This is a genomic window from Deltaproteobacteria bacterium, from assembly GCA_017302835.1.
GTDB lineage: Bacteria > Bdellovibrionota > Bdellovibrionia > Bdellovibrionales > Bdellovibrionaceae > UBA2316.
The window spans coordinates 27784-41508 of the sequence record JAFLCC010000017.1; the positions used below are offsets into that span (position 1 = coordinate 27784).

Below are 13725 nucleotides of genomic sequence, written 5' to 3' on the forward strand. Positions count from 1 at the left end.
TTTTTATAATAACTCACTAACTTTCTCTGTGATTCGGGCATTTTGCCAAGCTACTTTAACTGAGCTCCCCATCTCATCAACTACATTGGTTAATTCAAGAGAGCGTTTAAACTCGCTAACATAGAAGTGCACAACATCACGGCTGCTGTTCTGGAAGCCTGAGTTTCATTCGCACCGACAGAACTCGTGATAGAATCAATAACGATATCTCTTTCTTCGTTACTAAGTTCGTAGTCCCTAAAACAAGATAAAGCCATATTTGATGCCGCCACACTTATGGCTGAAGTGCTGGGCAATACATCGGCATTCAAATTCCAGCCAGCAAAAATCCTTGTACCCCTGGCAATTTCTTGATCGACAAGATCATTGCATATTTCACCTGCAATGCTATGTACAGCCATCATCATTGGCGGAGTGAGCGAGTTGACAGCTCCATAGGTTGATACAGATCCCACTTTGGCATCGTACACACCTAGTGTTAATGACGAAACACTTTCCAAACCTGTACAAGCAGCTAAGTGCTGAACAATATTTGTTGAGCCGACTAACGCTGCTGTTTTTGCTCCTGGAATGACCTCAATAGCATCTGGGTCGACACAAGAAGCCCCGAGTGTTGAGCTTAGTTCTTGGCTGTTATTTGCATTAGGATAAAAACCCCCTTCAGAGCAACCATTTCCAAATATAACCACAGCAGAAACCAGGACCAAGGACGTTTGAAATACCCGCATAAGTCGTTTTGCTTTAATTTGATTTTTGTCGTTCATGTTATTTCCCCCCTAAACATAATTCGTTTGAAACAATTTTTTGAAATAAATACTTCAGGTTGTAGTTACGTTCAGGTTTCGAAAATTCTTCAGCCACAGTTTTAATAAATCCATCTTCTTTTACACCAGCCTCGCGTTTGCAAACCGTAAAGAAAACTCGTTTTGCCATACAACGAGGGAAAGCCTTGCTTTCAGCTATCGCTTTACCAAATTCATTGGTGCCTTTCCCCGATACTCTCGGGCCCCATCCAATGGCGATCTTGTTTGTTCCACTGTTAGCATTATTCACCCATTCATCACCTCTCAGAATTCTGCCATCCCTAAAAGTTTCTTCGTTGTGATTCATCTTACGTGATACGGTAGGAGCATCTGGATGAATTCTCATTACAATAGAATTGTCCTCATTAGCATTTGCAGCTGTTGAGTTCGGAACCAAAGAGGAGTGTTTTAAAAAATCATTCGAGAAAGTCATGTGAGCAAAGGCAGGACGGAACCCATCTAAGACCGTATGGCAAGCCCGACATGAAGTCGTGAACTTGGCCCTGCTGCCTCCAGGATTGCGATCGATATCCCGACCAATCACATCCTCTGGGCCTGAAGCATCTGCCATATTTTCAATGGGCATGCACAAAAACTCTCTAAAAGTAAACTCCGCAGCCCTTCGATTAGTACCGGCCACCATGTGGGACATCGCCCACTGACGAGTCGTTAGTAAACCAGCAGCCCAGGAGTTATCTACCGCCTCAAAGGTAATATTATTAATGTTGTTATTATTCGTGCTATTGTTGGCCGTTGCTGAACTAGCTCTTAACAAAATTTGTTTTCGCTTCATCAAAACGGCTTTCAAATCAAAGTTTCCAGATTCCAAGGCTTCATAATGATTGTTAGATCTTAAAATATCATCGATGTCGTCACTTGGAACCGCTGATTTTGTAGGATCTCCTTGATAGAAAAAATCTCCAGATAACAATTCTTTAGCGCTGATATCATCCCTTACAGCCCCAATTACGGTTGCTGTAAAATCATTTAAGGGGTAATTAATGGTCTCGTCCCTATTTGACATCTTGGCCGCAAAATTTCTGACAACAATATTGTAGAAAGAGGGATTCTCAGTAACCAAAGCCGCTGCTCCAACACCATCATTCACATTTAGTCGTTGTTCCATTTGTGTCAACAAAGGGTTGTAAATAGGAGTCTTGGTTCCCGTCAGACGCTCATAGATCTCGGAAGCTTTTAGCAAATTTTCAGTTCTTGGCACATTCACTATGGGAAACAATTCATTCTTAACAATTTGATAAGCACTCCCAAAAACCTCGTCCTTACTCAAAGCCTCGCAGTAAATAGCCAATCGATACATCTTCCCTTTCCAATAACGATTAGGGTTATTTGATTTTGGATCACTTCCAATGTAATCCTGAAAATTTTCTGGTTGGGTTAAAATGGAGGTTGAGCTTATGTAGTCATTTCCTACATTTAAATAAGCATCACTTATCCATTTATCAAAATAGGTCCCAGGAGTTCCACCATTAAAACCATTTCTGGTTTCAACGGCAGGATAAAGATTTCCGTTTCTGTCCGTAAGATACAGATTCGCAAAACCTGTTAGCTTATTAACTGTAAAAATAACTTTCTGTTTATAACTTGTTGCTTTCCGCCCTAGACCATCGATCAAGACCGAAGTAGCGGACGAGGTCACCGGCTGTGCGAATAGGTTTTGATTTACTGGATTTGTTAGGGCCCCAAGAAATCTATCTCCCATATTATAAACTTGGCCTAATGCAAAATTGATGTTTACATTGTTTCCTCTGTTAGTGAAATCTTTTGACATGCTCACTATACGAAGAGGTTGAAGGAAATTAGGATTATTGCTCTCAGGGTATTCTCCCGTTCTTCTTTCAACAGTTTCATTACTTTCGATTTCCGCTTCGATAGTTAAACCTGTAGTCCCTGGCTTCCTGCATTCCGAAGTAATTTTTGTTGCGTAATCAATGGATCGAATAATAGTGCTCCCACGAATCCTGAGAAAGCCATCGTTACTGCTATCTTTTCCAAATTCAATTTTTGTTTTGTCGGTTCCATACCATCTTAAATTTAATTTAGCCCCTATATTTGATTTGTCTTGGAACACGACGGGGGCATCATTTTGAAGCATTGAAGTGAAATCATCTTCAAAATCGTAGTGTACTACCGCCTTGCTATTTCTGACAGCAGAAGTGATATCTGCAATGGAGATCATACCCACAAAAAACACGGTCAAAAATACCCAATGCTTTGCTTTTATCTGTTCTCTCATCTTCGCTCTCATTAGTTTCCCCCCAACTAGATATTTTTCATCACTCACCACCCACTCACGTTCAACATTTTTATTTCAAAAATATAAACTCATTTCATTCTTTGATTACTTAATCTCATAAATATAAACAGCCCCTGCATTAGATCTAATTTCTGATGGACTCACGACCTGCGGCTTTGTTTGCGCCCCTACGATAATTGTTGGCTTGGAAGCCCCTTCAGACACCGACATTGAGTAGCTAAAACTCTCTCCATTTTCACTATAATGATCTAACTGAAGGAAGCTTACCGATGCATTTCTAGCATTCAAGTTGGCTTTTGTATGTCGAGAGATAGAACCTCCGCTAGAACTATTCCCTCGAGTACCGACATAAACCGAATCTCCAACCATGGCCAATGAGACGCCAAATCGAATTTCATCGGCCCCCGCTCCAAAAATAATAAATGGATTGGTTACATCAGTATAGTTTTGGTAATAAATCATGGCCCCACGAGCTATTTGTCCCGGTCGGCTATCATCCACAGCTCCTACCGCTAAAGATGTGCCGTCAAAGCTAATTGAAGAGCCAAACTTTCCTTTATCTGAAATAATGCTTGGGGAATTAATGCTAGCGACATTCACAAAGGTTCCCGCATCGACATTAAATATATGGATAGATCCCTTATAGGAATTAGCTCCCTGGTAAGCAGCCACGACAGCTCGGCCTCCTTGAAATACAAGATTAGCTCCTAAAGCTTGAAGATCATTAAAGGCATCATTACTAGAAAGGATGGTACCTAACAAGGTAGACGTAGGAGTTCGATCACTCGTGCTTCCATCTCCGAAGAGCTCCGCATTGTAAGCGTACAGATAGACGGCACCCTTTACTTGTGCGGTCACATCCCCAACTATCACCGAACTTCCTGTCAAAGCCAGACTCGAGCCAAAACGGGAACAAGGAGTCGTAGGATAAGAGCAAGTCACCGGATTTTTTATCGTCTGAACTAGACTCGCCAGACCACTACTGATACTATATACATAAACTCTCCCTGAAAATCCTTGGTTACCCATGGAGCTCACGGCCAGTAAATTTCCCTTCAACGCTACACTAGTTAAATTGCTTCCAATGGGATTTCCTGGAAGAATTTTTTGTACAAAACTCCAATTACCTTTCAAATTTTTTTTAAACAAGTAAATATATCCAAGATCATCCTCGCCCTCACTCAAGGCCGCAGCAAAGTCCCCGTCCATCGCCACACTCGTCCCAAACTTGGCATTGGTTGCTGGTAATTTAGTAGAGTCTTCGGAGGCTATTGCGTTGTTAAGCTTTTGCTCTTTCCAACAATTGTTCTCAATATTCGTTTGCACGTAGATCGGTTCGGACTCTAAACTCACATTAGCCATATTTGTCGAAGCATATCCCACCTTCACTGTATTTAAATTAGTAGTCGAAACTCGGATAAAGAGTTTATAATAAGCCACGCCATCAGCACAGCGAATGGCTCTGGTTCCCATATTAGCCTGCCGATTGCGAAATCTTAGTGAGATATTACTGTTAGCGTAAGTAGCTCCGCCATTGTTTAAATTATTATTATTAGCTCGAGGCTCTACTGCCGCTCCCAATCTATCCGTGACTCTTTGACCGTTGACATCATTGTCTATGGTTATCGGAGCTCCGCTTGCATCGATTCCACTGTTAAATTGAGATACCTTGCCAGCATCCATACTGAGTGAAACCTGCAAACGAGTTTCATAGGTACATCCATCTGCAGGATCAACCTTCGGATTAACTCCTTTATTATCATCTACAATGACATCTAAAGAAGAAGCATCGTCAATATCTCCAGAACCAACGGCCAGTCCCGCTTTCAAATTAAACACCTTGGCTTTCACCACGTCGGCATTCATAATCATGGGAGTCTGAAGCCATCCTTTGCATCGGTTCTTACGCTCTATTTCAGCTTGAATCTGCGCTGCCGAAGGACCTACAGGACCTGTGGGAGCTGTAGGCTCTGTCGGCGCTACTGGAGCTATGGTTCCTGGCGGGTTGTTAGTAGGTGTTCCAACCGTTTCGGCGGTATTAGATGGCTCGTTGACAGAGTTATTGGAAACAGATGAAGAATCTGTTTCTTCTATTTTAAAAGTTCCTTGGGAGCAGTTCTGAAAGGGAATAAATAATAACAGAGAAAGCACAATAAATGAGACCCTTCGCGAATACTTTCCACGACGCTGAATCAAATACTTTATGAAGTTTACCACTCCAGTTTTTGCATTCAAAATAATTGTACCCAAAATCCCTCCCCAGTTCCTCAACGCTCTTTTCATGACTCTTATCATGATGGCGTAAACTTTTATCCATGTGTTACGGATTCATTCAACTGTTCCAGTATATTCGGAACGAAATTCATTTTTCAATCCCCCCTCCTCGCAATATTTGGTAATTAATTTAACTTTCATCGCTATCTAACTTGATTAACTTGAAGTTTTCAGAATGAGATTCTTGATAATTTAATTTTTACCGTCTCACTTGTATATTTATATTCTTAAGAAAATGAATAATGTGATCACACCTTGTGAACGAGATAAATAAACTGAGTCATTTTGGGACGATCCTCATTTTTTATATCTTTTCCTTAGAATATAGAAAAACTAACAGCTAAAATAGAATCTAAAGAGATCACGTGGGGAGAATTAAATGAATCATCCAATGAATAGAAATCATTACAAAGCTTTGCTCATTTTTATTTTAATCAGCACGACCCTTTCCTTGTTTTTTACAAATTGCTCGGATCCCAGCCAACAATTTCAAGCCAACTCTGAAGGCGGTTCCAGCACTTCCACAACGGATATTCAAACTTCAAATAATCCTGTCGTTGGAAATGAATTCAGTGGAAAGGTCACCGGAGTGATCGATTCCGTTTCTATCTCTGGGCAAGTGTGGGGCTATGCTTTTGATCCCGTAAATAAAAGTAAAACTTTAAAAGTTTTATTTTATTTGGACGGCCCTGTTGGCGTTGGGACTCTGATCGGCGAAGCTCTTGCTAATATCCAATCTCTCGGAGTTAATGCCGGTCATTATTATAAATTTGATCTCCCACCAGCTTATGCCGACGGAAAGAATCACAAGATTTACGCCTATGGACAGTCTGCGACTCCCTCTTTGGCCTTAACCCCAGGTGAGATGAGCTATACTTCATTCACACCTAAGGCCGAACCTGTTTACAATTCGTTTTTAAATTCATATGTCAGCAATTGCTCTAGATGCCATAGTTGGAACTTCAATAGCTTATATTATGGAGCTCTAGTAAGTCCAACTCCTCTGCAAGGAGGAACTGCTACCAACAATAAACTTATAAATAAGTTACTCAACGGACATAATGGCAACTCCTGCAATGGGAACTTAACCACATCCCCCTGCTCTAATATTCAAGCCTGGTGGAATGCTGAATTCAAATAATCCGTTCTTAATTATTCAGAGTTACCAAAAGTGGCTCCGTTTTAACTTGAGCTTTAATTTTGTTGGTATTTACTTTTCCTACTAACCAAATGGAATATTTTCCATTTTTTAATTGACCTGTTCTCCAACCCAGTCTCATTTCTTCAGCTACATAATCAGTTGTTCGAACGGTTTCATTTCCCGATTCATCTTTAAAATGAAATTCCAAACTGTTCATGGGCACACTGTTGCTTTCAGCAAATACCTGAAGTTCAATGCGTCCTTTGATATCTTTATTTAAGTCTACCTGATAACCTTTAAAAGAAATTTTAAGCTCGGGTTCATGATTGACGACGTAAAAATACTGTGGTTTTGAAGTCACCAGCAGCTGATTCAATATATCGTAGGCCCTTGCTACGACGTTATACTTTCCATCTGGAAGAGTTGAAGAATCAACGGTGACGGCCAGGGCCTTTTCAGCGGTCTTAGTTTCACTCACTATTCTTCCAGAATTGTCGATGAGGCTGTAAACTACATTTTGAATATCGTTTTGATTTGACTGAGAGCTAAACTCAACAGAATCGGAAACAAAATCATTATTTCTTGGGTACTCAATCGAAATCACTTTCATTCCCTTATCTACTTCGTAGGACCACGTCGCGTTTCCTATTCCAGAAGAGTCCTCGTAGTCCATATAGGCAAAACCCTTTTCCCCCCAAGACTCACCCCAACTATTTCTAATTAAGAAGGCTCCTTTGGCATCATCGTATCCGACTAAAGAGACCGCATGACCTCCTAAGGCGCCTCCACTTGCATGTTTATAGATGCCTTGGCTATAAACTAAAAAATCTTCATACACTTTCATGGTGGTCACCAAGGGTCCATTCAATAAGGCCTTTTTAACGCTGCTAGGACTCTTAAAAAACTGGGTGGGACGATGGTAATCCGTGATCCTCAGAACACGTTTTGAGGAATCGGAGCAGGTTGACTGGCAGCTCACGTCCTCACCTGTAACCCCAGAAGAGTAAGGCATGCAGGATTCATCCACAACTCCTTTTTTTTTCAAAAACTTTGCAGCTGATTCGGGCATCCAACCATAGCTGCAAGCTCCGCCACCACAGGCAAATAGGTGTTGAGGAGATAGTTGTAAATTAAGACTTGGCAAAAATGAAGAAATATTTATCTGGGTTTCCAAAGTGCCAATAGAGGCGAAAGCCACACAGGATCCACAACTTCCTTGGTTCATTATGGGAGAAACCCAATTTTTTCCATCCTTGTTTCGCCAATCAATGGATACAGGTAAGGTCATTGCTAACTCTTTGCTTGAATGAATAAATTCCACATCGGTATTTGGCGCCTCAGCACCCAACATTTTCTTTAATTCAGCCTTGGATAAGTCATTTAGCCAATTATCCTTAGCTATCCATTGAGGTTTTTCTTTGATTGAACTTAATTGAGTTGAATTTAAAAAAGTCTTGTTGAGATGATTTACATCTAAGATTTTTGCATCACTCTGAAAATGAGATAAAAAAACGATCGTTAAAATTATAAAAGTCTTCATGGTCCCCTCCACAGATAATAGGGCAACTCAATCGGACTTATTTGTCTAACAAAAACCCAAGACTATAGTTAAGAATAGAACTATGGTCCATATCCATCAGTTCCCATAATGTTTTAAACACTGATTACTTTGAGTCGATGATACAGATGAACGAGGCTTAATCAGGGTTTGCTGAACCAAGGATTGATTTGTCGATTTTTTCTTTTTAAAAATTTGATTCCAAGCTACTTTAAATAAATCCTTTGTTGTTACCTCTTTTAATTTTAAAACTTTCAAGGCCTGAATGGGGTGTCTTGATACCACTTTGAGAGCATTAGAAAGAAAGGTATTTTTTGTATCCACTTCTGCTAACTGACTTGATAGCTCCACAGAACCCCTTAAAAATTCTTGAATATGAAGATTCAACTCTAATCCAATTTGAGGAAAAAACTTTAAAATTGACTCAATAAAATGAGGATCATTAGAAATTTCTTGATCCGATCGCGCTCCATACTTTTCATCTATTTTTTGATATAGCTCATTCCTTGTAATCGAGTTTTGTTGAGTATCAGACATCCTCCAAGCCATTTCGGTGAGAGATTGAATATTCTTTGAGGCTATGGCCACCGCAAATCCCATTAAATTAAGACGGTCTTCTTTAGAAAGTCTGCCCACCATTCCAAAATCGAGGAGGGTTTTTAATTCTCTGTCCGCACCTTTAAATTTTTCTCTGAGCTTAACCATTAAGTTTCCTTGATGCGGGTCTGCATGAAAAAAACCCGTTCCAAACAAAGCCTCTTCAAGCCAGTACTGAATAATGGCATTGAGTGCATTCTGTCTGACTTGAATGGAGTGATTTGATAACTCTTCACCGTCCGCCCTTGTTTGAACCATGAAAAGAGGCTGCTCCTCTAAAGAAAGCCACACTTCGGGAACAAAGACATCCGAACGCGAATAAACCTCGATCCCCTCTAATTGGTTTTTAGCACTCACTTTTAAATTCATATCATCCAATATCATGGAATAGGCGTTGCTGGCTAACTTTGAAAACTTAGGATAATCCTTACCTAAAAAATTAGGATTTTTATCAATAGCTTCACAAGCATTGTTAATTACCAGGGTCTCTGCCAAAGCCATGGCTTGAATCCCCGGTTTTATAAATCTAAAAACGACCTGCTTGATTTTCCCATCAGGAAATTTAACCTTTCCGCCATGAACCTGGGCCATGGTACCAACGCCCAAAGGCTCTTTCTCAAACTCAAGAATTTCGAACGGAAATGTAGATTCCGCTAAAAGTTTTTGCACTTGCCAATCAGGAACGGGTCTTCCGTTAGATTCAAACTTTTTAAACAGCTTTTTCCACTCAGGACTAATACTTTTATTGCGCGCTAGGAGTTGAATGACTTTTTGAAGTTGAGGGCCACTATTTGCGAAAAAAGTAGATATCAAATCTTCCTTAGACAGGGGAAATTTAAGATCGAGTAAAGCCGAGAATATATTCACTTTCATTTCTGAGGAAGAGTTTTTAAAATACTCAGACAGCAAAATCGGTAAAACATCCCTCATTAACTGATCCCCGTTACTTGAAAACATCCCTCTAAAAAGCTCAACAAATTGGTTTTCAATCTGCCTTTGTAGAGATGAACCATAAAATCCCTTAGACTGGTTTGATTTAAATTCAGACTGGCTTAAATTAACTAAAGAAGTGATTGTTGCTAATCCCATTTTTTTTAAGAACTGAATTTGATTTTGCTCATTCTTCGCCCAAAGTTGATTGGCGATTTCATTGTCAAAATGGGGTACTGTCAAAGTAAGTCCTACCTCTTCAATTCTTTTTATATCGGTTTTTAAATCTCCTGATTGTGGCCATTCTGTTTTTTCAAAATCGATATAATCTTCCATCGATGAAAAATCTTTTTTTACAATGGATACTTTTTGCTTGAACACTAAATATTTTTCTTTAATCTTTTGAATATCTAACGATTGAATATCCAAAACTTGATTTTTCATCGAATGGTTTTTGAGAGCTTCCGACATCATGAATTTAAGCCATAGCTTATCTTCACCAAAAATCTGAAAAGGTTCCGTATTTTGAAACTGACTTATTTGATTAATTAGCACTTGCCCTAGGTTCAAAGAATCTGCTGATTGGCCCAAGGAGCTGTCTAAAAAACTGAAAAACGTGAGGGACAATATAAAAAAATTTCGACTTAATTTAAAATATTTCATTTTGAGAATATAATCGAAACACTAAAGTAAAACCACTGAAGAGAATTAAACACTTTTAACAAAAAGAAGACAAAAATCGTCACTTCCAAAGATTCTTACGGATGGGACTCCGCGGGCGAAGGCCACGGGAACCCTTCAGGTTTGGGATCCCAACATCAATCTTCTGGTGCCTATCAATTACACCGAAGCTGGAGTCATTAGCCTAATTCATATACCTTGCTTTTACTATTTCTAATTGATCATCCGATGAAAGCACATTCAGCACCGATCTATTCGTTGGTGTTAAAAGAATCAACTCGCCAAAGCCTTGACCTTTCGTGAAAGAAAGCACTTTGTTTTGGTGCCCCTCCAGCTCAAGAGATAACTGATCAAAGATAAAACTCTGTCCCTTAGCGGAAAGATCCATTTTTCTCCACTGATTTTGATCATTACCTAGATAGTCATCACCTTCGATCGCGTACTCTTCCAAACTTGAGGTTGCCAGCTTCACAAACACCTCTCCTGTGGGATCTCTTTTGATCTTGTTCATATCCACAATCAGCATGGCAATACTTGAGTGATCGTAATAGATCATCTCCTGAACATCATTGACAGCCTTAAGATAATTGGGGCGCTTAGGACTTTCAGATTCTTTGGACTTATCGTTTTGTTTTTCAAAAGCCGTTCTCAGGTTTCTGATCATTGAAGCATCCAAATTTAAGGTTACAAATTTACCCGAAGCCGGTAGCCCTTCTAGCCGGCTCATGGGCACACCCACAATTTCTTGGTCGGGGACGCCATCCCTGTCTGAATCAATTTGCATGTTCAGCTCACACAGGTTCCAGGAGGTAACCTGTTGATACAATTTAAACCCGACATAAAGCTTATCGCCAACAACTTTATATCCAACACTTTGTAAGTCACAAGCTTTGGATTTAAACTCATCTTGGGTGGGATCCTTTTTTCTATCATCAGTCATAATTAAATTCATCGGATAGGTGATGCCTTTTTGTCCTGATAAATTTGATAAGCTTAGCTCAGCTAAAGCCCCATCGCTATCCACTTGAGACGTCGATTGAATCATCAGGGAGTTAGCACTGATTCCCGAAATTTTACGAACTACCGCCAACAGTGGCAATCTAAACACTTCAGTTTTATCTTTTTCCTTATCTTTATAAAACTTCACATAGCCATCAAGCTCTGTTGCCGAATTTACGGTAGCGGAATTTCCAGTAGCTGATTTTTTTAAAAGTGATGCCAATAAAGTAAACTTCAGGCTCACGGCAACTTCAGCTCGTGGATCCAAGGAGATCTCCTGGGGCTCCATAGTGAGAGCTGGGTTCCCTTCAAATACGGCCGTAACTTTGATTGGTTCTGGCTTAATGTTTTTCAAGTTCAAGTTCTTTAACAACATTTTCTGACTGTCTATCCGCACATCCCCCAAACTCAAGGCGGAAGTTGCCGAAGCCAGTGTTGCAGAAAGAGCTTGATCAATCTGAACCCTACCGGCTCCCACCCGAGAAATGGAATAGGGTTTTCCATCGGCATCCACCATGGACTTAGCCGTCCCCATGACCACTGACTTTAGCTCGGCAACACTCAGCTCGGGATAGTACTGTTTCATCAAGGCCATGACTCCGGCGATATGAGGGCCCGACATGGAGGTCCCTGAAAACTTGACGGTCTCTTTCCCCTTCCCCATAGCCGCGGAAATAATATTGGCTCCTGGAGCGGCAATTTCTGGTTTTATCAAGGCATCTTCAGACCTGGGTCCACGGGAAGAAAAATCAGTTATGGTGTCAATCAAATTAGTTTTCTCTAGCAGTTTATCGAGCTTAAAATTAATCGAAACGGGCCCCGCCTTCAAAGCTTCTTTAATTCTTAAACCTAACTTCTTAGAAACCATAATAGCAGGAATATCAAATTTTCCAGTTCCACCCATGGAAAAAGGCTCGCCATCTTGATTGTTAACAACAACAACTCCGACGGCTCCAGCCTGTTCAGCACGATGAATCTTTTCTGAAAATGTAGATTCCCCTCTGTCTACCAAAGCCACCTTCTCATGAAGCAAAGCCTTTTCTTCTTCCGTCAAATCTTTATTTAGAGAGCCCACATACATGAAATTTCCTTGGGTTGACTCAAGATGAGCCAAAGGCTTGGACATGGAGGATTCCACTGCCTCTACAACTGTTTCTGACTTATCATTAAACTGAATAGATATCGCTTTAAACTTCCAATTGTGTTCCATGGAATCCACACTGGCTGCCACACTGATGGCTTCATCACTCACGCTGGGCGCCCCAACGATATAACTCGTGTCCCCTGAATTTCCAGCAGAGCAAACCACCACCGTTCCACCTAAGGTCAAATTTCTGATGGCTTGATTATAAAATATTTTAGGCCCTCCATAGTTTGAACCTAAGGACAAATTGACGACATCTAATCGATCATCCAAAACTTCATCCCCATCAGGATCTGCAGCGTATTCCAAAGCGGCAATCACCACTTCATCGGAGGTTGAACCTTCGGCACCAAAAACTTTAAGGGCATACAACAGGGCCGATGGCGCCACCCCATTATAGGAATTCGAACCATCACCGATTCCTGCCACTGTTCCGGCGACATGGGAACCATGCCCCCCTTCATCCATGGGATTACCGTCCATTTTAGGTATTCTTTGTGAAAAAACATCACTGGCTGCATTGAACTGAGTCCCAACAAAATCTAGACCGCCTACAACTTTTCGATTTGGAAACTGAGATGACTCCTTATCTGGAGAGACCTTGCTATAATCATCAATGTTCCCAGACCCACCTAGCATAGCATGGGTGTAATCAATACCTGTGTCGATAATTCCGACTCTGATATTTTGACCTTTAATGTTTTTGTCATAAGCGGTCTTTGCTCCCAAAAAAAGAGCAGAGTTATTCAAATTTAAACTGATAACCGAGGAGGCCACTTCCGCTGTTGCTGCTGTTGCCAGTGTCGCTGCTGTGGCCGGCATCACGGCTTTGGCGCGTTCGAAAGATTGAGATCTTTGAACCAAGTTCACTCCCGTAACCCCCTGGATCTTCTCGAGATCCTTTTCTGGCGCCACAATGGTCAGGGCATTGAGGACCATTTTATACCTATAGAGGATTAAAATTTCTGGATTAATTTCTTTTAATTTTGCGATCACCGCGGCCTGTTCGGCTTGAATCGCCCGAGACAATTCCTTATCGACGACGTTTTTTAATCTATCTATTTTTAATGCTGACAACAATGCCGGTTGTGACAATTTCAATAACAAAACGACATCACCCTTTTGTTGGGGACGATCACTAAAAATCTGGCTTGCCCTCTTTAAGTCTGGGCCAAACAAATTCAAGTTTGGTTTTTGTTGCGTGCATGATACGGTAAAAAGACTAGTTAAAATTAAGAAACAAAGAGAAGACCACATCCGTTGTGAAAAATCCATTTTTTCCCCCAGAATGATATTTGATACTTAATTCAAAGGTCCTGTCAC

7 protein-coding genes are annotated in these 13725 nt (G+C 40.6%); 1 reads left to right on the top strand and 6 read right to left on the bottom strand.

Annotation, left to right across the window (positions count from 1 at the left end; all coding sequences use genetic code 11):
* Window positions 1-89: 89 nt before the first annotated feature.
* The 3 genes from J0M15_14445 to J0M15_14455 all read right to left on the bottom strand — a co-directional run bounded on the left by J0M15_14445 (window position 90) and on the right by J0M15_14455 (window position 5328).
* Window positions 90-764, bottom strand: coding sequence for a hypothetical protein (locus J0M15_14445; protein ID MBN8538250.1), 675 nt, complete (start codon window positions 762-764; stop codon window positions 90-92).
* Window position 765: 1 nt separating this feature from the next.
* A complete protein-coding gene (locus J0M15_14450; protein ID MBN8538251.1) occupies window positions 766-3069 on the bottom strand; it encodes a hypothetical protein in 2304 nt (767 codons plus the stop codon).
* A 93-nt stretch (window positions 3070-3162) separates the two neighbouring features.
* Complete coding sequence (locus J0M15_14455) at window positions 3163-5328, bottom strand: hypothetical protein (protein MBN8538252.1); 2166 nt, start codon at window positions 5326-5328, stop codon at window positions 3163-3165.
* 403 nt (window positions 5329-5731) lie between these two features.
* Here J0M15_14455 and J0M15_14460 point away from each other — a divergent pair, with 403 nt between their 5' ends.
* Window positions 5732-6493, top strand: coding sequence for a hypothetical protein (locus tag J0M15_14460; protein ID MBN8538253.1), 762 nt, complete (start codon window positions 5732-5734; stop codon window positions 6491-6493).
* Between the two features lie 7 nt (window positions 6494-6500).
* Here J0M15_14460 and J0M15_14465 read toward each other — a convergent pair whose 3' ends face one another.
* From J0M15_14465 to J0M15_14475, 3 genes are all read right to left on the bottom strand, one after another.
* Window positions 6501-8033 carry a hypothetical protein gene (locus J0M15_14465; protein ID MBN8538254.1) on the bottom strand — a complete coding sequence of 511 codons (1533 nt, stop codon included), beginning with the start codon at window positions 8031-8033 and terminating at the stop codon, window positions 6501-6503.
* Between the two features lie 96 nt (window positions 8034-8129).
* Window positions 8130-10241, bottom strand: a complete 2112-nt coding sequence (locus tag J0M15_14470; GenBank protein ID MBN8538255.1) for a hypothetical protein — start codon at window positions 10239-10241, stop codon at window positions 8130-8132.
* Window positions 10242-10443: 202 nt separating this feature from the next.
* Window positions 10444-13677 carry a S8 family serine peptidase gene (locus J0M15_14475; protein MBN8538256.1) on the bottom strand — a complete coding sequence of 1078 codons (3234 nt, stop codon included), beginning with the start codon at window positions 13675-13677 and terminating at the stop codon, window positions 10444-10446.
* Window positions 13678-13725: the final 48 nt, after the last annotated feature.